Origin of the sequence: Enterobacter asburiae, assembly GCF_007035645.1 — a bacterium.
Classification (GTDB): Bacteria; Pseudomonadota; Gammaproteobacteria; order Enterobacterales; family Enterobacteriaceae; genus Enterobacter; species Enterobacter asburiae_B.
In genome coordinates this window covers 3,979,940-4,002,135 of record NZ_AP019632.1, presented here as the reverse complement: position 1 = coordinate 4,002,135, position 22,196 = coordinate 3,979,940, and the positions used below count along the sequence as shown (strand labels likewise).

Annotated in this window: 19 protein-coding genes and 3 pseudogenes; 15 read left to right on the top strand and 7 right to left on the bottom strand. The window is 46.3% G+C overall.

Features of this window, described 5'->3' with window-relative positions; genetic code table 11:
• The first annotated feature begins 203 nt into the window (after positions 1-203).
• The 3 genes and pseudogenes from FOY96_RS19130 to FOY96_RS19120 all read left to right on the top strand — a co-directional run.
• Entirely contained in the window at positions 204-431 is a 228-nt protein-coding gene (locus FOY96_RS19130; protein WP_010434226.1) for a hypothetical protein, read from the top strand.
• Positions 432-982: 551 nt separating this feature from the next.
• Positions 983-1,387, top strand: a complete 405-nt coding sequence (locus FOY96_RS19125; protein WP_024274587.1) for an H-NS family histone-like protein — start codon at positions 983-985, stop codon at positions 1,385-1,387.
• A gap of 52 nt (positions 1,388-1,439) precedes the next feature.
• Positions 1,440-1,589, top strand: a pseudogene (locus FOY96_RS19120) (arsenical resistance protein ArsH); the annotation flags it as partial.
• Positions 1,590-2,181: 592 nt separating this feature from the next.
• Here the strand turns inward: FOY96_RS19120 and FOY96_RS19110 are convergent.
• Positions 2,182-3,201 (bottom strand): YagK/YfjJ domain-containing protein, encoded by a 1,020-nt coding sequence (locus tag FOY96_RS19110; RefSeq protein WP_090048316.1) that lies wholly within the window; start codon positions 3,199-3,201, stop codon positions 2,182-2,184.
• Between the two features lie 347 nt (positions 3,202-3,548).
• Entirely contained in the window at positions 3,549-3,752 is a 204-nt protein-coding gene (locus tag FOY96_RS19105) for a helix-turn-helix transcriptional regulator (protein WP_023334626.1), read from the bottom strand.
• A 396-nt stretch (positions 3,753-4,148) separates the two neighbouring features.
• Between FOY96_RS19105 and FOY96_RS19100 the strand changes: the two genes are divergently transcribed.
• From FOY96_RS19100 to FOY96_RS19055, 9 genes and pseudogenes are all read left to right on the top strand, one after another.
• Positions 4,149-5,468, top strand: a complete 1,320-nt coding sequence (locus FOY96_RS19100; protein ID WP_090048319.1) for a hypothetical protein — start codon at positions 4,149-4,151, stop codon at positions 5,466-5,468.
• Positions 5,469-5,823: 355 nt separating this feature from the next.
• Positions 5,824-6,258 (top strand): hypothetical protein, encoded by a 435-nt coding sequence (locus FOY96_RS19095; RefSeq protein WP_090048321.1) that lies wholly within the window; start codon positions 5,824-5,826, stop codon positions 6,256-6,258.
• Positions 6,259-6,317: 59 nt separating this feature from the next.
• On the top strand, positions 6,318-7,157 hold the full coding sequence (locus FOY96_RS19090; protein WP_090048323.1) for a hypothetical protein: 840 nt from the start codon (positions 6,318-6,320) through the stop codon (positions 7,155-7,157).
• Between the two features lie 692 nt (positions 7,158-7,849).
• On the top strand, positions 7,850-8,671 hold the full coding sequence (locus tag FOY96_RS19080; RefSeq protein ID WP_023334632.1) for a DUF932 domain-containing protein: 822 nt from the start codon (positions 7,850-7,852) through the stop codon (positions 8,669-8,671).
• A 70-nt stretch (positions 8,672-8,741) separates the two neighbouring features.
• Positions 8,742-9,215: a RadC family protein gene (radC, locus tag FOY96_RS19075; RefSeq protein ID WP_090048327.1), complete on the top strand. Its 474-nt coding sequence runs from the start codon at positions 8,742-8,744 to the stop codon at positions 9,213-9,215.
• A gap of 46 nt (positions 9,216-9,261) precedes the next feature.
• Entirely contained in the window at positions 9,262-9,588 is a 327-nt protein-coding gene (locus FOY96_RS19070; RefSeq protein WP_090048329.1) for a type IV toxin-antitoxin system YeeU family antitoxin, read from the top strand.
• A gap of 35 nt (positions 9,589-9,623) precedes the next feature.
• The gene (locus FOY96_RS19065; RefSeq protein WP_090048330.1) at positions 9,624-9,941 is read left to right on the top strand and encodes a TA system toxin CbtA family protein; all 318 of its coding nucleotides are present in this window, start codon (positions 9,624-9,626) and stop codon (positions 9,939-9,941) included.
• A 138-nt stretch (positions 9,942-10,079) separates the two neighbouring features.
• Positions 10,080-10,380, top strand: a pseudogene (locus FOY96_RS19060) (DUF4942 domain-containing protein); the annotation flags it as partial.
• A gap of 135 nt (positions 10,381-10,515) precedes the next feature.
• Positions 10,516-11,304 carry a helix-turn-helix transcriptional regulator gene (locus FOY96_RS19055; RefSeq protein ID WP_090048331.1) on the top strand — a complete coding sequence of 263 codons (789 nt, stop codon included), beginning with the start codon at positions 10,516-10,518 and terminating at the stop codon, positions 11,302-11,304.
• A gap of 567 nt (positions 11,305-11,871) precedes the next feature.
• Here FOY96_RS19055 and FOY96_RS23215 read toward each other — a convergent pair.
• The 5 genes and pseudogenes from FOY96_RS23215 to FOY96_RS23160 form a co-directional block, all read right to left on the bottom strand.
• Positions 11,872-12,135, bottom strand: coding sequence for a hypothetical protein (locus FOY96_RS23215; protein WP_143347601.1), 264 nt, complete (start codon positions 12,133-12,135; stop codon positions 11,872-11,874).
• Positions 12,132-12,407: a hypothetical protein gene (locus tag FOY96_RS19045; protein WP_143347600.1), complete on the bottom strand. Its 276-nt coding sequence runs from the start codon at positions 12,405-12,407 to the stop codon at positions 12,132-12,134. Before FOY96_RS19045 ends, FOY96_RS23215 begins: the two co-directional genes overlap by 4 nt.
• Complete coding sequence (locus FOY96_RS19040) at positions 12,391-13,527, bottom strand: PAAR domain-containing protein (RefSeq protein WP_143347599.1); 1,137 nt, start codon at positions 13,525-13,527, stop codon at positions 12,391-12,393. Before FOY96_RS19040 ends, FOY96_RS19045 begins: the two co-directional genes overlap by 17 nt.
• Positions 13,528-13,537: 10 nt before the next feature.
• Positions 13,538-13,999 (bottom strand): PAAR domain-containing protein, encoded by a 462-nt coding sequence (locus FOY96_RS19035; protein ID WP_197736963.1) that lies wholly within the window; start codon positions 13,997-13,999, stop codon positions 13,538-13,540.
• Positions 14,000-14,298: 299 nt separating this feature from the next.
• Positions 14,299-14,487 (bottom strand): annotated as a pseudogene (locus FOY96_RS23160) (integrase); the annotation flags it as partial.
• Positions 14,488-14,719: 232 nt separating this feature from the next.
• Here FOY96_RS23160 and FOY96_RS19020 point away from each other — a divergent pair.
• Genes FOY96_RS19020 through FOY96_RS19010 form a run of 3 tightly spaced genes read left to right on the top strand, consistent with a single transcriptional unit; the run spans position 14,720 to position 21,695 of the window.
• Complete coding sequence (locus tag FOY96_RS19020) at positions 14,720-17,080, top strand: type I restriction-modification system subunit M (RefSeq protein ID WP_143347598.1); 2,361 nt, start codon at positions 14,720-14,722, stop codon at positions 17,078-17,080.
• Entirely contained in the window at positions 17,080-18,450 is a 1,371-nt protein-coding gene (locus tag FOY96_RS19015; RefSeq protein WP_143347597.1) for a restriction endonuclease subunit S, read from the top strand. The genes FOY96_RS19020 and FOY96_RS19015 overlap by 1 nt, the downstream gene beginning before the upstream one ends.
• On the top strand, positions 18,447-21,695 hold the full coding sequence (locus FOY96_RS19010) for a type I restriction endonuclease subunit R (RefSeq protein ID WP_143347596.1): 3,249 nt from the start codon (positions 18,447-18,449) through the stop codon (positions 21,693-21,695). Before FOY96_RS19015 ends, FOY96_RS19010 begins: the two co-directional genes overlap by 4 nt.
• The last annotated feature ends 501 nt before the right edge of the window (positions 21,696-22,196 follow it).

Below are 22,196 nucleotides of genomic sequence, written 5' to 3'. Positions count from 1 at the left end.
AGATGAAAGTCGTTTATTCATAATATCTGATCAGCATATTTTTCAAAATTATGAGTATGCTAACCGATGTGATGAAGTGCAGTACTACTGCATAAAAAGTCTAAAAGCACAAACTAACCACATGTTAAATAAGAAGTGCGTAATGGCTTTGACCTTAATGGCATCTGCCAGTTAATATCCACGAGAGAACAGGGTAATAGAATATGATTAAAGTCCTTGTTTTCTTTAATGCTGAATCCTGTAAAGTCATGACCGTTCTGGAAGGTATATCCTCTATCAGGCAGGAATATCCAAACGGTGAAGAAACACATCTTCGGATTATGTCTGCAGGTTTTCCTTCCTTAACTGGCGATCATGGTATTGTTTACGTGGCTACTGACAGGGAGTTAACGTCACAGGAGATACTTGATGCGGCCAGGAAATATTTATAGCATTTTTGTCATGCTCTCTGCTCCACGTTTAATTGCATGCTTACCCTATTTATCAGAATCGAACAAAAATGAGTTGAAAACATTTATGGCCTGCTAACAGCAGGCTTTTTTTTACATTACACTTTTTTAGAAACACCTCTATAAAGAGAGAGTAATTCGCTACCCTCTGACAAAATGCAGGTGTCTCTCCCCTGCGTGCCATCCTGCCATTTGTGAAAAACCTTGCTAAGTGGTGGCGCTTTCTCTCCTCATTTTAAATCTCATCAGGTGTAACTGAAGCCTAAGTTATGAGGGTATAAAAAGGCTCTCCGGATGACTCCTGGCATTATAGTTTTAAGTATCTTCAAAAATGCATGGACATTTCGTAGGAGTTAGAATTTAGTTCTTGCACATTCTTCTTAGTTTTGTCTTGCGATAAGAGATTTATATCAGTAGTCTAAACCTCGTTAATAACAATATGTACCAATCGGATTAAAATGCTCATTAAGAAAAATCGGGTTGATGAGCAACCGTCGACATTGGTATTTGCTGAAATTTTAAGAGGTCTCTTTATGTCAGATGCTCTCACACAGTTGAACAATATCCGTACCTTGCGTTCCCAGACTCGTGAAATGTCATTAGATGTACTGGAAGATGTTCTGGAAAAGTTTAAAATTATTCTTATAGAACGACGAGAAGAAGAGACATTACGTCTTGCAAATGAAAGTCAGCGCCGCGATAAACTGGAAACACTTCGTCAGATGATGCTTGATGAGGGTATCGACCCCTCCGAACTTTTAGCTGCTATTGGCTCTCCGGGTAAGGCTAAAAGGACGCGCTCCCCCCGCCCCGCGAAGTATCGATATACTGACGAAACTGGAGAGTCAAAAACATGGTCAGGTCAGGGGCGAATGCCGAAGCGGATCTCAAATCTGATTGCTGAAGGTGGGGAATTAAAAGATTTTGAAATCAGCTAAAAAGAGCCGGGTATAACCCGGCTCTTTTTTGTATAGGCCGCAAGTTGCCTTAGAGAATAGTCGAGAAACATTTAGTTCCGTTGATGTAGCCGAGAAGCTGTTTAAAATCACAGTGCTGCTTAAGGGACAAACCGGTTATCTTGCAGACCGTTACAGCGAGCAAAAAGAGAGCCATCAGGAGCTTTCATCCCGAGTTAATTAGGACAATATATAATGTATGTTCTTCGTGAATCCATACTGCATGAGCTTAACAACGTCCGTTATTGGCACAAAGCAGTCGATACAGCCTCTTACGCATCAGTTGTATAAATCCAGTCAGTACATTGAGGACATATCTTCTCTCCTTGCCAACAAATGTGGCACCAGTTGCATCGCCATTGCCGTATCGTCGTGTTAGTAGGTCGAAGGCGCTTTTCTAGAGGTGGAATGGTTTTTGGCAAGGTCTGTTCTGGTGCTATTTGGTGCTTGTTAAATCGACATGTTTTAAGCCGAGCAACATTGTTGATACTCCCCGGCAGGTGCACAAACGTTCTTGTAGATGTCAGGGGATCAAACTGAACACCTATCTGCAGTTTGCAGTAAATACAATGCAATGAATCAAAATCAACCTGTTGAACCGATTCTGGTGTAACCCATTCGCCCTCTACGGTGACGGCGTGAGTGGCTAAGACGAAGTAATTCATCATGAACTCCGTAACAAATGAAAAAAGCCAGCATGGTTAGCTGGCTTTGTGGATTGAAGGGGGGAAGGAAGCATTACCGACTGTTACCACGGGTTAGGTTTACCGGCCTATTTATGTTCTCTTCCTTTTTTTCAATGAACGTACTTCTCCGCGACCAAAGGTTCTGGCATTACCCGGAAGAACCAGACGTGCGCAGGCATCAATTTTGGTGATGTAACTTAGTGCCTTAAGTAACCCCTTGTCCTTACTACTGTCACCGCGTTGCAGTTTGCCGAGGCAGCAGTCCTCATAACGCTCTTTGTAAGCGTTGCAGTTGTAGAACATGCCTCTACCTTTAGTAATGGTTTCATTCCAGTATCTCCCGAAAGCATGAGCAATCACGCCATCCTGTTGTGCCTTATTTCCATTTAAGATAAACAGCATGTGGTAATGAAATTTACGTTGTGGGCCATATTCCAGTTTCCATATCGTCCCGAGGACATGGCGAAACATTGGATCCTTTTGCATATTACGAAATAACTGCTGGCGATGCTTACGGGCGTCATCAGCAGTGATGTCCGCTTTATGCTCATTCGCCCATGATAAATCAACCCGCAAGATCAGCAGTCGGGAATGACGCTCCTGCAGATGTCTGATGTAATTCATCACTCCCTTCAGGTTTTTAACCGAAGCCCTCTGGTACTTTCTGCATGCTTGTTTAAATCCTGCCTGACTCACAGCGAATCGGTAATCCTGCATCAACTTGTTCAGCATCTCTGCAGTAGTTACGGTATCTGCCCCTATTATTTTCCCGTTATGGATACGCGAATATAAATCGGCGCTAGTAAATAAACGCTGGAATGTAGCAATACGTGGATTAGCCATTCGTACTTTCATCGCATCCAGGGGCAACATATTGAGATAACGGATGGCATCAAGAATGATGGCTGATTCTGCACTCTCTTTGTATCCTGAACGGTTATACAGAATAGTGAAGGGTAACTTACGTCCTCTGCTGAGAGTTTTAAGGCAACTGTCCAGTTGTTCCAATCTGAACCTGAATTCATTGTCATCGGATATGATGAGATAAGGATTGTTATTCTCAATGTGATATTCAGCGTGAGATAACAGTATTGATTCTGGTAAGTCCATAATGTATTTCTCTAAAGCCAGTCAACAATAGCTAACTGGCAATATGTAAGGGTGTTTATTGAATGAATGTCTTTGTATGATATTCAGTATGAATAGTCACATCAGAGGTTATACTTGTGCGATAACACAATGTACCTGTGTGACACTACACTGGATGTGATATCGCATGTTTATATGAAGTATTATTGATAGGTGATAATGTATTAAAGAGCATTTGATAATGCATTAAATACAATAATAAATAAACCGTCTTTATAAATCACATGAAACCCATGTGCGACAAGACACGGAAGTATAAAATCATGGTGTGAAGTTAGTGATCTTTTTATCACTATCTTTAATTGTCTTTATGCTCTCGATTCATTAATGCGGGCTTCAAACCATTCTTTTACTTCACGTTCAATCCAGCGGGAACTGCGGCCAAACTTTACAGGTTTTGGAAATTTACCTTGCTGAGCCATTTTATAAAACCACTTATCAGACAAACCGGTCATTTCGGTAATAAACTGCATACTGACAAATCTATCTTCGTAAATATCAATCGTGTTCATGACATGTCTCCGTAAATGTAACAGGAGGACACCGGTCGGCATCCTTTCATGTCATGGGTCGCATATGTAAGATTTTACTTTTATGAACAGGAGACGCGAATGACGTAACAGTGGCCATATTTTAACGTCATGGCTGTGCAGCCGGTCCACAACCTTCTCCTCCCTCTTTTGGATGCTGCGCGTTGCGCTCACATCCATCACTTTACTCCAGCATACCTGAAGGGTATGAATTTTCACTTTTCATGCCTTAAACTCAGTATTCATAGCTACTTCAGATGATTTAACACCTACGTTTTTCCCTATGAATTTGCTATAGTCAACGCCATGAAACACCCTGTGACTGACACACGAGTGGCTGAGGGATGGGAAACGTATACGGTGAGTGAGGGGAATCGAATGAGCAGGAATGAGTCAGTTGTAAAATTAAAAAGTGAGAGGGAGTTAAGATTTTACAGGTGGTTTTACCAGTATGAGTCTGCGATATTAAATTATCATTTAAAACCTTCTGTTAATTCATTAAACATTAGCCACCTTTATTCTCTGGATAACCGACAGGCATCCAGAGTAATTAACACAGCTGTACATTCATTTTATCATCCTGAAATAGCAAATGGATTCATCAGAGCTATCCGAATGAATGTTAATGAGCGCTTCATACCTTCACGTGATTTTGCATGGATAAAAAACTGCCCAGACGCATGCTACTATGTCTGGCTGGTGATGAGAACAATAAATATTAATACACCTTCATTGTTCTCTACTCTTCCTGATGCACAGGTTTATGGCAATCCACCCATATCTCAAATATTAACTTATGATCAACTCAATCTTATCCAGTACCCTGCAAATCACACAGAACGAATGCTCACCATCACCGATTTTTTTGATCGTTGTGATTCCGGTTTAAAGGACAAAATTGAGCTGATGAATACCATAAGAACAGAATGGTATCGTTTGTATATCTATAAAGATAAGTTTCCTTTAAATAAAAAAGAAAAAGAGAAGTGTGAATGGGCCTGGAAGTACTTTCAAAAAGACAGAGCCAACATCAAAGAAGGCGCAAAAAAAAGAAAACAAAATAAAGAGTCAGAGAAAGAAAGACAAGAGAGTAACTACCAAAACGCTTCGCAAAACAGCAATTTTATCATGGCTTATCAAAATATATATCATCCCCCTCATATAACAACACTGACTCAGGCTGCTCAATATATACCGCAACAGTACCCGGCATCAACATTAACTCAGCTTGCTCAATATCATCCTTCCACTGTGAGGCATGATGAATATAATGCTAATGGCCCTCTTAAAAATATGGCCGAAAGTTCAGTGCATATAAATACAGCTACTTTAATGCCGTATCTTAAACCAGCCTCTAATGCAGAGAAATGCCTTATCATTCGTTGCCTTTACACATGCTGGTATCATAAAGATAGTGATTTTATAAAACGATTCAATAAAGCATGGGAAGGCAGGAACGCCAGGAAGAAGTCCCGAAGCCAGAAGAAATCGAAGGTCTCATCTGAAAATACAGTGCCGGAAGATAATAACGTCCCTGTCAGTCAAATTGCAACGCAACCCTGTGTGGAATTACCCTATGAAAAAACTCCCTCGGAGGCCATGGGGGCATTAAATGAGAAAAGCAGTCCCCTTCCAGCTGATGAAAACATGGACGATAAATACGATGGCAATCATCCATTTATGTGGCTGCCTTATTAATGATTATATTTCCTGGGATATTTACTGAGACGGCGGTAACATTCAGTACAATTGATTCTATTGCGCATTCCAGATTATTTCATGCCTGTATTACCTGTATGATGCCACGCCGGTATGTATTACCGGTATGGCTTCTGTACATTGATCTGTTATACCGATCGAAATCAAACACGCGATAGGTAAAAACTATTGATATATTGATATTGATCGTTTTTATTATAGATAATAACGATCAATTGCGTAAAACTGATCTGTATTAACGATTATCCCATCTCCTCTCAAATGCATACGATCAAGTGGCCTTTTATGCAAAAAGGCCCACTTCCACTTATAAAACACACAGTAAGGAATATCTATGTTGAAGATCATCCCTTCATTTCTTTGCGGCGCAGCATTGTTCAGTGGTGCTGTGCATGCAATGGGCCCGGAGCAGCAATGGGGCAACTGGTTTGGCACTGTCAATGCGATGGAGTTTGAACTTAACGCCGACAATAGCGCCGGAGAGCGTATGACGCTCACCTGCCGGGACAGTCATTTGATAGTGAGCTACAGCGGGTCAGATAAGGAGCCAATGTATATACCAGATAATGGGAAAGAAGCTATGGGAATCAATATCAATGCAGTTCATTACCCTCCGAATGAGGCGGCTTTTATAGCGCTCAAAAACACAGACAGCCATGGGCAAATTGAAATCACCCGGATGAATAAATCCGTATCTCACCCCTTCAATACCGCAGGGCTCAGGGAAGCTCTGGAGGGCCTTAACTGGGAAGACTGCATCAGCCATTAACCACCCCATCCGGTAGCTCATGCTCCCGCATTGTTAATCATCAGTAAGGATATCTTTATATGGCGACATTCATTTCACGCCTTATTTTACTCTGTACGCTTTCGCTCCCGGCCTTCAGCTTTGCCATCACCATTCGCGGTAATATTCATCCAGAACGCTACACGTTCTTTCTGACAGTTGGCGGTGGTGAAATGCTTCGCGAAATGAACGATGCGGCAGTCAGCGTAAAACTCAACAATAAAGCTGGTTTCAGCGCGGAGGCACAGAGCAAGGCGGCTGCAGCGAATATCTCTCCTTTATTGTACGCAGCATCACCGCTTGAACAGAACTTTATCCGCTACGACAGTAAACCGGTTAAGGCTCTGACTTGTCTCGTAACGACCCGCACTATGCCGGGTCAGAATAAAAATTACTCATGGGAGGAAACCTATTGCCTGGATGAAACCGGTGCTGCCTACATCGGCACAAAAGGCTGGCCGTCACGTGCTATTGTCGAAAAGAGCTGCGAGGTGGGTGCCTCCAGTTGTCCTGTATATCTTGGTCTGAACAATGATCCACCGACCATGCGGAATGATGCTGCGCAATATATTCCTTACAGCAGCGATCGGGCAAGCGGGCAGAAAGAACGTAACTCTGGGCCAAAATCAACGACCGCTGAAACCGTCGTAGAGCAGGACGGTTATGTGGTGAGTTTTGTTAAAGCCAGCAACTGTGCAGACAACAAACTGATTGTCAAAAACACAAGCTCCGGGAAAACCGCCGCAATTGCAGGATTAAGAGGTTGCTCTTTTGATCCGAAGAAAAATGCAGTAATTATCTTCCCTCAAAATGAATATGTCGGCGTTTACAGTGGCCCCACAAACGCTTCTGAGGAAATAGCCTCAGTCGATCTCCCCTAATTACTCTTCCAGTCCGGTATAAGCTTCCTGCGGTACCGGACACCTTTTGGACCAACCTATGAAAACTAAAAAATCCCCGGACAATACAACGCCAGATGCAGAATCATTTGGGCTGACCTGGCCCGTTGTTTTCAGCGTCGCAGGGCTCACTCTGTTGAGAAGTAAGTCGGCCGTATGCCAGGCAATGGGAGCCAGCCTGATGACCTATAGCCTGATAAGACTCATAAAAAAACTCGCCACGCTTGCCTGAAAAGTCCCAATCAGGAAACACGCTTTGCGTGCCAGCACCTGTACCAGACGTACTATCACCTTCCGATTCTCACCTGGAAGCTAACTTTCGACAAAAGCTGAAGCGTTCCTTTATCAAAGGGCTGGCTGCAATAGCAGAGGACAGAATCAATGATGATGCCTTTGTTTTATCGGTGTGCAGCAAAGCGTATGAACGCTTACCTTTGAACATAAGGCGAGCCGTTAAGCATGAATGGTGTCTTCGATACTTCCAGTACAGTAAACCCTTTATTCTGCGGCGATTACAACATCACCAGGCCGAAAAGCAAATACCACCGGCATTACCTGACATAGAACTCTCGCCACAGCAGAGCCAGCCACCAGCCTTTCCCTGAACATTTTATCTTCCATCCAATGCCACTCTACTGGAGTGGCTTTTATGTCCGTTTTAAAAGGAATCAACTATGACCCGTTTAGCCAGCCGCTTTGGTGCAGTCAACCTTGTTCGTCGTGACCGCCCGTTAACTCGCGACGAACTGGCTCATTATGTGCCCAGTGTCTTCAGCGAAGAAAAACATGAATCCCGTAGCGATCGCTATACCTACATCCCGACAATTACCCTTCTCGATAACCTGCAACGCGAAGGTTTCCAGCCATTCTTCGCGTGCCAGACCAGAGTCCGCGACCAGAGCAAACGAGAGCATACGAAGCACATGCTGCGCCTGCGTCGTGAAGGCCAGATTACTGGCAAACAGGTTCCCGAAATTATTCTGCTGAATAGCCACGACGGCTCCAGCTCATATCAGATGCTACCGGGGTTATTCAGAGCAGTTTGCCAAAATGGGCTGATTTGCGGTGAGAGTTTTGGCGAGGTGCGCGTCCCGCATAAAGGCAACGTAGTAGAGAAAGTCATCGAAGGGGCCTACGAAGTACTGGGAATATTTGACCGGGTAGAAGAGAAACGCGATGCCATGCAGTCGCTTTTGTTGCCGCCGCCCGCTCAGCAGGCGATGGCGAAAGCGGCGCTGACATATCGCTTCGGTGAGGAGCACCAACCGGTGACAGAGACGCAGATACTTTCCCCACGCCGCTGGCAGGATGAAAGCAACGACCTTTGGACCACTTACCAGCGTATTCAGGAAAACCTGATCAAAGGCGGTCTGTCGGGACGAACGACCAAAGGAAAACGCACCCATACTCGTGCAGTGAAAGGAATCGACGGCGATGTGAAGCTTAATCGCGCGTTGTGGGTGATGGCCGAAAATATGCTGCAACTTGCATCATGAATCGCTTATTCGAGTTTGTTGATAGCCCTGTAACTTCCGGTTGCGGGGCTTTTGCTTTAAAGGAACCCCCATGTCTGAACTGATTTTACCCCCAGCCTTCCCGGTGAATGAACAGCGTGTTATCCGCCGCGCTATGCGCCTGCTGGAGAAATACCTGCGCCAGCCTGGTGAGCAGTTTCTTGCCACGAATTGTACGAAAACCTGGCTACAACTGCATCTGGCGCGACAGGAACGAGAAGTCTTTGTCGTACTCTACCTCGATAATCAACATCGCCTGCTGGAACATGAAACTCTGTTTCTCGGCACGATCAGCCATACCGAAGTTCATCCCCGTGAAATTGTGAAATCTGCACTGCGCTATAACGCAGCAGCGGTGATAGCCGCCCATAACCATCCGTCCGGGATTACGGATGCAAGTAAGGCAGACAGAACCATCACAGCCCAAATCGTAAACGCTCTGGGTCTGGTCGAGATTCGGGTGCTGGACCATTTCATTATCGGCAATGGCGAAATATTGTCTTTTGCTGAACGGGGTTGGCTGTAGCGAGAAGTTCCACCTACTTAATGGATATATAAAACAGGACTAAATGATGGATAAATACGATCCCACTGAATGGGGGCTTCGACGTGATATCACGCCGCGTGTAGGAGCACGACTGGTACAGGAAGGAAATCAACTGCATTACCTGGCTGACCGGGCCGGTGTCACCGGCACCTTTAAGGAAGCTGAGAGCCGCAAACTGAATGCAGCATTTCCGCATTTCGTGGAGCATATGGAGTTAATGTTACTCTCCGGGGAACTAAACTCCCGTTATGCGCACTGTGTCACCCTGTACCATGATGGATTTACCTGTGAAGCCGACACGCTTGGCTCTTATGGTTACGTCTACATCGTCATTTACCCTACTCAACGCTGACCGACTTTAGCCTCAACCTTAACGAGAACAACCCCATGAAAACCTTACCTGCAACAACTCAGAAGGCGGCTAAGCCATGTCCGACGCCCGTGGTTGTCTGGCAAACGCTACTTACCCGTCTGCTGGAGCAACACTATGGCCTGACTCTGAACGACACGCCGTTCTGCGATGAAACAGTCATTCAGGAACATATTAACGCCGGAATCACACTGGCAGATGCCGTTAACTTTCTGGTGGAAAAGTACGAACTGGTTCGTATTGATCGCAGAGGGTTTAGCTGGCAGGAACAATCGCCTTATCTGCGGGCTGTAGACATTTTGCGGGCGCGACAGGCAACGGGTCTGTTACGATAAAGCCATAATCTTTCGAGATGCTGAATCTTGCGAGCCTCCTTCCCGAATTACATTCCCGATCTGTCTTCCTTATTTACTCATTGCATAATGCGCCTGCCACTCCCGGCGGGTGTGTTTGCTTTTTACGGACAAAATATCATGCAAACAGAAGCTGAAGTTTTAACCGAACATAATGAGCTAATTTTGCTCGACCAGCATTGAGCGTATCGTCACAAGACGTGATGCTGCGCTGAGCTTGACAGAAATCCTGATCCATAAGCTTGATGATATCTCACGGCTAACCTCCAGCATCGGTGGTGATGTGGCGGAGCATTGGGCGATGCGACAGGGCCATTCCTTTGACTGCTGGCTGATGCAACCAGTTGATAAAGCGATGCCAGTGATTACCCGCAATATCGATCGCAGCATCTGGCGCGATCTGATGCTGAAGTTCGGGATACCAAAGAAGAACGTTGAAGAACTGCTCTTCACATTAGCGAGTATAGCCCATTAGCTTAAAACTCATTTTTGTGTTTTTTACTCTTTTTTGTGTTTTAATGATATCCATTACTTCTTGGCAAGTGAGGAGGGCATCATGCAAAACAAAATCAAAGAACTTCGTACTCAACTATCAATCACTCAGCGTGAATTGGCAGATATGGTTGGTACTAGCCAACAACAAATCCAACGTATAGAGACAGGGAAAGTTGCGGCCAAGTTAGGACTGGCGCAGGCGATAAGCGCTGTCTTAAAGAAACCATTAAATGCAGTTTTTCCTGGTAACGATACTTTATTGCAAAAAGTGCGCAATCAAAGTAGCCGTAGTGATGATGAACTGGAAAGCATCGCCGCTAGTGGTATTGAAATGGATGGCTGCATTTGGACGGTGAAACTCTGGTTACGAGGGCAGCAAGATTATTTGCTGTTACCCATTTCCCCGGCTGATAAGCGTCGTTTTTACTCATACTTTCAGGAAAGAGCAGCGCCTGATTATGAGCATTTCTTCGTTTTCGACTCTGAACAGCATCGTTATGCCTTAAATGCCCGGGAGGTGATTTTCCACCAATTATTGTTTGATGGTTTTCCACCTATCCCTGATGAAGAGGCAAATGAAGAAAGATATGGGAATGTCCATATCACCATGGTGAATGGTGGTCCGGTTATTGAGCTTTACTGTGAGCCAGATGAGTCCGAGGACGAAAGTGATGGCGATATTGGTCAGTTGAATGCATTTTTTGACATTCTTGAATCAGAGCCGGAATCAACCGAGCGGTATCAGTTAACCGACATAGATGGGGAAGATGCTTTTATCCGTATTGGTTCTATTGCGATGGTGCGGGTCGCGCTTGACGCGTTAGAACCTGTGGAAGATGATGAAGAGTAATTTTTGAGCTAGCTAAGACCTCAGAGAATCGCGTTGAGTATACATGTGAGTATATATAGCGGTTCTCTTATTTTTAAATTTCAATTATTTCAGTTGGTTATGTAGAGAATGGCGGTGCGGCCTTCGCACCAAGTCACTAAATCTCATACAATACAGTTAGTTAGACAATAAATTCTGTCTCTTTTGCCTGTAAGAAATGCTCTGTTATATCCTTTGAAAAAGCCGCTGTGGTTGATAGTGGTAATTGGGATGTTAACTCATTGCGGCGTGTAGTTCCAGGCGTCAAACACGTACCGATTGAACACTGACTGAACTCGAATGCTATGACGTTGCAGGGAATAAACAGGTTTATGGTGGTGTTCGACCTGCACAAGAAATGCAGGCTCTGCCAGCGATTCGGCCTCGCTCCTTCGGGGACATGGTCATCCTGATAAACTTCACTATCTGACACTCCCTGGTGAAGTTGCCTAACGGCTCCGCGCGTTGTCTTGCCACCAACGACATGAGGCTTGTATTGTCTAAAATCAGTGAGGAGGGGAAAGGCTGGATCTCTACAGCCTTTGACGGTCATATCACTTTTTTGAAAATGAGCAGAATCAGAGGGACGCAGACAGCGAAACCAATGATAGAGGCTAAAGCCGAATCAGAGTGATTTTGCGATAGCTCCATAACAAACGACGTTAGCTGAGAGGGGGTAAAATCCCATCCTTGGCTCACGGTTTCTGAGAAGTTAACGGCGAAGACCAGATCGAAATACAGCACGATAACGTAATACGCTATGCAAATCAGCGCGATACACCCCCACCTGATCCAGAATTTCTTATTCATCATCTCACCTTTTTAAAGATCAGTAGGATGAGTGGCACGCAGATCGCAAAGCCAAAAAAGGCGACAGTAAAAACGCCATCAGTGGCTTGCATGATCGAGTCTATAGAAGCTTGGTACTCTTTTAATGGGATTGGGCCAGAAAACTGCATACTTTCACTCTCGCTGAATGCGGAAAAAGAGAAGGTAGATAGCACCAGTGCGATAAAGTAGCATAGCGATACAATGATAATCCCACCCCATCGGAAAACGGTTTTAGTTCTATTCGTCATCGCCATATGATCCCCCTAATACGCCACCTACAGTGCCGCCGGAAAACGGAGACAATGAATCACCAGTGGCAGCACCTACCGCAGCAACATGCTGAACTACCCCGCCGGGAGTTTCCTGGAATGGTTGTAAGTTATCTGAATTAGGGTATTGCTCTTTGAATAATTCTGTCATCTCAACGACAAGCATTGAGGACATGTCTCCACCCTTCGCGATGAGAAATCTTTGCAGCGATACCGGAACGGTGAAATCTTCCTCGGCTTCAATAGGTAGTTGGGTCGTCGTAGATGTGTAACTGTGCTCAAATACCGTAGAGCCAGCATACTTAATCCCCGCAACTGAATGTGTTGTGCAGTTGCTGCCAGTAACGTCATACTCATCAATGGTATGGCCTCTCCTTCTTGTTGTCTCTGGCATTTTAGATGTGCGTATAGCTGGCTTACTGCTGTTCCATAAGTCTTCGAAGAATGCTCTTGTCTTCACCGGGTCAGCATCGTCTATGCGGAAAACACGAGCACCCATCTCATAGAGTTCAGAACGATAGTAAACCCTTGCATCTTCATCTTGCAGGAAGTTAAGAACACCATCTCCCGTAAAGCCTCCACGATTGGTTCTGCCATAGCGACCATACGTGTAGAGATAGACATTGTTATTCTCGTGTACCGAAACGAAAGCGTGACCTGCATTTTTGGTTTCAGTCCAGATGTAAACGCCGTTCAATAACGGGTTATCTTCGGGTTTGCAGGTGCCAGCAAAGCTGTTTTGTTTCTTCGCTACCTGTGCATGCTGCACTGGCTCTCCAGGCGCTATAGCCCAGGAAGGGGTATTAACCTCAACTGTGCCAGGCGCGATAAGAAAATTAGTACCCTGTGGACAACCGCAGCGGATTTCCGCACCATCCACGGCGACTGCGACGCTATTTGAGCAACGAAGATCACCGCTAACAATTACCCCCACTTTCCCGCATTTCGGGCAAGGAGTGGTCTTATCGCCGATGTAGAGTTTCCACAAGCCCATAACAGACATACCGGGGCGGGCGGCAATACATTGTGCGCCTGTAGAGGTTTTATCTCCGTGCAGACCAACGTTCTTACCGTGAACCGTGCAACCCCTGTTAACCGATGCCATAGTGACCACCTTATTTCAGAAAGTTTTCTGGCAACGATTCCCCTGCTCGGACTACCTTTCTTCCGGCATTTTGTGGGCAGCTAATAATTTCATCGCCGTTATCCAGCGAGCTACCAACAAGGGCGATAGATACGCCTAGTGTGTTTCCCGCACCATTGGAGATCCTCGCGGCCGTTCCATCTGGGTAACGCACTTCATCGCCAACACGAGACACGTTTAGTATTGTGCCGTCATTAAGTTTGATCTGCCGTCCGTTATATTCACTGAAAACTTTCCCACCATTACGTGTCAAGCTGCCCTCTGTAGCGATCAGATAAGCTGCTGTAACTGGATGGGCGAGATTGGAGGCGTTTTGTTTTTCGATGAGAGAACGGGATTCATCGTTCATTGCGGCGAGTTGTTCGGCTGTAAATGGTGATTCGTCAAAAGCTGCCAGCATTTCAGGTGTAAGTTCGTTGGTGTACTGCTTCATAGGTCCCTCTACTTGCTTTGGAAATAATTTGAGTGGCTATTTTACAAACAATAACCACACAAACAACAAGCATTAGACTTAAGCGAAACTGTGTTTCGTAACAACCAGTGAAGGGGGGGGAGTCCTGCGCGAATGTCATGGTGTATTTGCACTGTTCGGACGGTCTGATCGTCATTATCTCCGTAAGGTTTGTGTTGCTGTAGATACACACCATCGCGTTGTCTAACTCCTGTTCGTCTGTCAGGGTTAATGTGATCACTGCGTGGGCGTGGGCTGGAAGTAATGTCGAACATCGCGTTTTTGAGATGTTCTAAGAAAACTTCTACGGCTTTGTTTGTCTTCGATAGGGTGGTGAGCTTGCGCTTCTCGGCGAACTGGAGAATGTCCTGATACCGCATCCTCAAGAGGGAGGGGCAACTCATTACAGAGGCGCTTAATGGCTTCGGCGCTTCATATGCATGATGTAGTTCATTGAGGATTTGCTCTACCCTTTAACCTCGATAATTCCATATCCCCCCAATTACCTTCCTTCATGAACAGCAAGCAAAATCAGTATTACTCACGCTGCTTATAATCGGTAAATCAATTTCATTGTCCATTTCTTTGCCCTGTATCGTTTGCGATAGCCTTTATAGTGGGTATGATTTTGCGCACTGGATTCCAATAATGAATATTTGCCGTGCACATTTGCACTATGGCCGCGATCTCCCCGAGGGTTTCATGACTAACACTAACTTTTCTCAAACGGCTGCGTTTATCTGGTCGGTGGCCGATCTGCTGCGCGGTGATTTTAAACAGTCTCAGTACGGGCGCGTGATCCTTCCCTTTACGCTGCTGCGCCGCCTTGAATGTGTGTTGGCGGGGACCAAAGACGCGGTGGTGGCGAAATATGATGAATTAAAAACCAGCCCGCTGCCGGAAGATGCGAAAGAGAAGTTTCTGTTGCGCGCCAGCGGCCTTTCCTTCTTTAATACCTCGAAGATGGATCTGGGCAAGATGGGGCAGAACGACATCAAAGCCAACCTGGAAAGCTACGTACAGGCGTTCTCCCCGGACGCACGTGAAATCTTCGAACACTTCAAATTCAGTGAGTTTGTCGGTCTGCTGGAAGATGCCAATCTGCTGTTCAAGGTGGTGAAGAAATTCGCCACCACCGATCTCAGCCCGAAAGCGATTTCCAACTATGAAATGGGCCTGGTGTTTGAAGAGCTTATCCGACGTTTTGCGGAAAGCTCTAACGAGACCGCCGGTGAACATTTCACCCCACGCGATATCGTGCGTCTGACTACCTCGCTGGTGTTTATGGAAGATGATGAGGCCCTGACGCAGCCCGGTATCATCCGCACCATTTACGACCCGACGGCCGGAACCGGCGGCTTCCTCTCTTCAGGCATGGAATATGTGCACGAACTGAACCCTAACGCGGTGATGCGTGCCTTTGGTCAGGAGCTGAACCCGGAATCCTACGCAATCTGTAAAGCCGACATGCTGATCAAAGGTCAGGACGTCAGCCGCATTAAGCTGGGTAACACTCTCTCTAACGACCAGCTGCCGCAGGATCAGTTCGACTACATGCTCTCTAACCCGCCGTTTGGCGTGGACTGGAAGAAGATTGAGGGCGAGATTAACGACGAACATACGCAGAAAGGTTTTAACGGTCGATTTGGACCAGGCCTGCCGCGTGTTTCCGACGGCTCGCTGCTGTTCCTGATGCACCTGATCAGCAAAATGCGCGACAACCACAACGTGGATGGCACCGTGAGCAACGGCGGGCGCATCGGGATTATCCTTAACGGTTCGCCACTGTTTACCGGTGGTGCGGGCAGCGGTGAGAGCGAAATCCGGCGCTACATTCTGGAAGCCGATTTGCTGGAAGGCATCGTCGCGCTGCCAACGGACATGTTCTACAACACAGGCATTGCCACCTACGTCTGGATCCTCTCCAACAAAAAAGCGCCTGAGCGTAAAGGCAAAGTGCAGCTGATTGATGGCACCAACCTGTGCGGCAAAATGCGTAAATCGCTGGGTTCCAAGCGTAACCTGATGGGCGAAGACGATATTAAGATTATTACCCAGACCTTCGGTGATTTTAAGGTGGTGGATGCCACCACTCTGGAAGAGCTTGGTCTGGAAAAAGCCGCTGAGCAAAAATCCAGCCGTGGTCGCCAGCCTGCCACAGCTAAAACCGAAGCGCCGAAAACCTTCGCCAGTAAAATCTTTAACAGCACCGAATTTGGCTACCGCCGCCTGACCATTGAACGTCCGCTGCGTTTATCCGCTCAGTTGACGGATGAGGCGATTGCGACGCTGCGCTTTGCGCCGAAGCCGTTTAACGCGCCGATGGAACGCCTGTACGAAGAGTTCGCGTCCCAGTGGCAGGAGGGGGCCTATGGTGATTTCTCCGAACTGGAAGCAGAAGCGCGTGCCATCATCAAAGCTGAATTTGCAGAGCTGAAAGAGAAGCAGATTAAAGACCTGCTCGACAGCAAACTGTGGCTGGCGCAGCGCGGGTTAATGGAAAAAGCACAGCAGATTCAGGCAGCTCTGGGTACGCAGGCGGGTGGCAAAACGCTGGTGAGCAATGACTTCAACCAGTTCCAGTTGACCCTGAAAGGTGCCATCAAAACGGCTGGCGTGAAGCTGGACGCTAAAGAGAACAAGCAGTTTATCGACGCCATCACCACCAAAAACCCGGATGCCGAGCCGGTAGTGAAGAAAGTGCTGAAAGAAGCCGCTCAGCCGTTGTACGGGGCGTTTGAGTACAAAGGCAAAGTGGTAGAGTTTGAACAGGACGGCGAGCTGCGCGATAACGAAAACGTGCCGCTGAACCCAGCAGTGTCCACCAGCGACCTGATTGAAAACTACTTCGAAGCAGAAGTGCTGCCGCACGTGAATGACGCGTGGATCAACGCTGATAAGCGCGATGCCAAAGATAACGAAGTGGGGATTGTCGGTTACGAGATTCCGTTTAACCGCCATTTCTATGTCTACCAGCCGCCGCGCCCACTGGAAGAAATTGATGCCGACCTGGATGCGGTCAGCGCCGAGATTATGAAGCTGCTGCAGGAGGTACATTCCTGATGGCTAAGTATAAAGCGTATCCGGAGTATAAGGATTCTGGGGTTGAGTGGTTGGGGGAGATTCCTACATCATGGCAAATGTGGAAGTTATCACATGCTTATGAAGTTATTGGTTCAGGAACAACACCGACCTCGAACAATGAATCTTATTTTCAAGGAGATATACCATGGGTTACTACTGGTGAACTTCGAGAAAAAATTATTTATGATACTGATAAGAAGGTTAAGGAATCCACCTTACAAATTTTTTCTGCTTTAAAAATCCATCCAGCAGGTTCTGTAGTAATTGCTATGTATGGAGCGACAATCGGACGGTTAGGTATTCTTGGTGTCGATGCAACAACTAATCAAGCATGTTGCGTAATGACGAAATCTAAAATTATTAACAATCAATATCTTTATTATTGGTTGCAGGCATATAGAACTGACATTATTCGTCTTTCTTCTGGTGGCGGTCAGCCCAATATAAATCAAGAAAAAGTTTCATCTTTAAAAGTCTCTGCCCCTGTACTAAATGACCAAACGTTGATCGTTGCTTTTTTAGATCACGAAACCGCAAAAATCGACAACCTGATCGAGAAACAACAGCAACTGATTGAACTGCTGAAAGAAAAACGTCAGGCAGTGATTAGCCATGCCGTCACCAAAGGGCTAAACCCTGATGTGCCCATGAAAGATTCTGGTGTTGAGTGGTTGGGGGAAGTGCCGGAGCATTGGCGTGTAAGTCGTATTAAAAATTATGCAAAAATAGAAAGTGGACATACACCTAGCAGAACAAAACCAGAATACTGGGTCAGTTGTAATATCCCATGGGTGTCGTTAAATGACTCAAAACAATTGAAGGAAGTAGACTATATAGAAGATACTTTTTATAAAATAAGTGAACTTGGAATGGCTAATTCTTCCGCTCATTTATTACCAGCGCGTGCTGTCGTTTTCACACGCGATGCATCCATTGGGCTTAGTGCGATAACTACAAAATCGATGGCGGTTTCACAACATTTGATTGCATGGGTCTGTGATGAAAAATTTATCATTCCAGAATTTCTGCTTCTTGTTTTTTATGCGATGGAAAAAGAGTTCGAACGTTATACTTTTGGCGCTACTATAAAAACTATAGGAATGGACAATGTTAGAGGGTTAAAATCTACATTTCCACCTATTGAAGAACAGCGTAATTTAATCGACTGGGCATTTAACAAAATTGAGAAAATAAAAAGCAGCATAAATAGAGTTGAGGATATGCTTTCTTTACTCCAGGAACGCCGCACCGCCCTGATCTCAGCCGCCGTCACCGGAAAAATCGACGTCCGCGATTGGGTTGCCACGGACACGCAAGATGTTGAGGAGCCACAGGAGGCCACCGCATGAGCATGGACAGCACCAAAGAGCTGATTTTCCAGAATGAGATGATTGCTCAGATGGAGGCAAGAGGCTGGATTTGTGGCAAAACCGACGGCTACGATCGCGAACGTGCGCTGTATTCACAGGATGCACTGACCTTTGTGCAGACCACGCAGCCGCAGGAGTGGGAGAAGTTTGCCAAAATTTACCCTACCGATACCGAGCGTCATTTCCTCGATGCGCTGGTGGCGCAGCTGAAAAAAGCGGATATCAACGCCACCGATGTTTTGTCTCGCACTTACGGTACGCTCGGCGTGCTGCGTCATGGTATCAAAAGCCATAATGCGCGTTTTTCCCTGTGCCAGTTTAAACCGGAACATAACCTCAACCCTGAAACCCTGACGCGCTACAAACAGAATATCTGTCGCATCGTACCGGAGCTGGTTTACAGCCCGCATGCGTCGAAAGCCGCATTTGAAGAAACGGGTGTTAAGGCGAAGAAATGGCGTATTGACCTGGTGTTGTTCGTTAATGGCCTGCCGATTGCTACCCTCGAACTGAAGTCAGAATTTAAGCAGGCGGTGCAAAACGCCATCACGCAGTATAAGAAAACGCGTTTGCCAAAAGATCCTGGCACCAATAAACCTGAGCCGCTGCTGACCTTTAAACGCGGCGCGCTGGTGCACTTTGCCGTCAGCCAGTACGAAGTGTTTATGGCGACCAAACTTGAAGGTGATAAAACCTTCTTCCTGCCGTTTAACAAAGGCACCCATGACGGCGGCGCGGGGAATGATATCCCGGAAGATGCCAATGACTACGCCACCAGCTATCTGTGGAATGAGGTGCTGCTGCCGGATAATCTGCTGAAAATACTGGCCAATTTTGTGCATCTGCAAATTGTCGAAAAAGAAAATGCCATTGGCCTGAAGTACAAAAGCGAGAGCCTGATTTTCCCGCGCTATCACCAGTGGGATGTGGTGAACAAACTGATCATCGCCGCCACGGTGGAAGGCACCGGCAATAAATACCTGATTCAGCACAGTGCGGGGTCGGGCAAATCGAACTCTATCGCCTGGACGGCACATCAGCTTTCCCGCCTGTACGATGAGAATGGCGAAAAGCAGTTCCACTCGGTGATTGTGGTGACGGACCGCACCGTGCTTGACGATCAGCTGCAGGACACCATCTATCAGTTCGAACATCAGGATGGCGTGGTCGGGCGTATCAATAACAAAGAGGGCGACGGTTCTAAATCGGAGAAGCTGGGGAATGCGCTTTTAAACGCGCAGCCGATTATCATCGTCACCATTCAGACCTTCCCGTTTGTTCTTAAGACGATAGAGAGCAACGTCAGCCTCAAGCAGCGAAAATACGCGGTGATTGCCGATGAAGCGCACTCCTCGCAGAGTGGTTCTACGGCGCGTCAGCTGAAAGAAGTGCTGATGACCGAAGAAACGGATGACGATGTGGAAATGTCTTCCGAAGATATTCTGGATGCTACCGTCGCCGCGCGTAAAGGCAGCAACAACCTCAACTATTACGCCTTCACCGCTACGCCGAAAGCCAAAACGCTGGAGCTGTTTGGCCGTCGCCCTAATCCACAGGAACCGGCATCGAAAACGAACAAACCGGAAGCGTTCCACGTTTACTCCATGCGTCAGGCCATCGAAGAAGGCTTTATTCTTGATGTGCTGAAGAACTACACCAACTACAAGGTGGCGTACAAGCTGCTGCAAAAACTAGACGATCCTGACCGGGAAGTAGACAGCAAAAAAGCGAAGATCAAACTGAACCAGTGGGTCTCGCTGCACGATCATAACGTGTCGCAGAAGGTGAAGGTGATTGTTGAGCACTTCCGCAAGCATGTGATGCACTTACTGGCCGGCCAGGCAAAAGCGATGGTGGTGACCAGTTCCCGCAAAGCGGCGGTGCGCTACAAGCTGGCATTCGATAAATACATTGCCGAGCACAAGTACGACAAGATAAGTGCAATGGTGGCATTCTCCGGGGAAGTGGAATTCCATGAAGATGACCACAACAGCCTTGCGCTTCTTAACCAGAAGTTCACCGAAATCAATATGAACCCAGGCCTGAAAGGCCGGGATATGCGTAAAGCGTTTGATACCGACGACTACCAGGTGATGCTGGTGGCCAACAAATTCCAGACCGGTTTTGACCAGCCTAAGCTGTGCGCCATGTATGTGGATAAAAAGCTGGGCGGCGTGGAGTGCGTACAGACGCTGTCGCGTCTGAACCGCACCTATCCTGGGAAGGCGCAGTCCGGCACCTTTGTGCTCGATTTCTACAACGAACCCGATGAGATTTTGGGTGCTTTCCAGCCGTACTACCAGACAGCCGAGCTGACGGATGTTAGCGATCCGCAGCTCGTCTTTGAACTGTTTGAAAAGCTGCGTACCAGCGGTATTTTCCTGTGGAACGAAGTGGAGCAGTTCTGCGAGGCGTTCTTCAGTAAAAACAAATCCAACGCGGCCATTAGCAATATCTGCAAACCTGCGGTGGAGCGCTGGAAGCATCGTTATACCTCAGCGATTGATGCGTATGTGCTGGCTAAAGAGATGTTTGAACGTACCAAGAAGACCGGCGATGTTGTGTTGATCACCAATGCGGAAAATACCTTCAAAGAGTGCGAGAAAGAAAAAAGTAAGCTGGATATCTTCAAGAAAGATCTTGGCAGCTTTGTCCGCTTTTACGAGTTTATGTCGCAAATCGTCGATTATGACGACAAGAACCTTGAAAAGCTGAGTCTCTTTGCTCGCCATTTGCGTCCGTTACTGCATGAACAGCGTATTGAAGAAGATGAAATTGATTTAAGCAACGTGGAGATGAGCCATTACCGCCTGTCCAAACTCCACGAACAGCACCTGAAGCTGCAAGAGGATGCTGAAGAATACAAAATCAAACCGGGTAATGATGTCGGAACGGCGAAACCAAAGGACAAGAAAGAGGAGTTTCTTTCAAATATCCTGGCTCGTCTGAACGAGCTTTTTGTCACCGATAATCTGACCGATAAAGACATGATCAATTATGCCTTTGCGGTGCGCGACAAGTTGTCAGAAAACCAGGCGGTAATGACCCAGATCGCGAACAATACGCGCGAACAGGCGATGTTGGGCGATTTCCCGAAGGCGATTGATGATGCCGTCATGGACAGCAACGAAGCCCAGCAGGAGATGATGGTACAATATCTCTCTAATCCTGAACTGGCGAAGGGCTTTGCTCGGGTGGTGTTTGATATGTTGAAAGGGGCTTAGCAATTATTCGATGCAGGGGCGCCGGAGTGACGAGGAGCTTAATTAAACATATCTCCGGTTACCCTTTATTTTACAATTAATACTCCAGTGAACTATTTTAAATTTCCGATTTAGAGAGGTAGTAATTCTTGTGGAGTCTTACACTAGCAATTTTAAAGTAGGTTAGTATTACTCTCCGTGAGTTACCAACATGGAGGGCCAGGTTTTGTCGGAGTGATAATACAATTAAGTATTAAAGGGGCTCAGGCTAACTTAAGTGCAAAAAAATAAAGAAAAAATATAAATAATGGTTGTATCTAATTCAAAAGCATATTGATCATATCACCCTTGCTAAGTGAAAACTAAGTTTACATGGGGAGTTGTCAACCTCAGGCTTGATTGCCAATTTCTATCTTGAGATCACTCATAGTCATTATAACTAATATCAAGTTTAATTTTCTGAAGTTAATTCGTTGTGGTGGGCGTGGTTTTATTACATACTGATTATATGGCAATTAATTA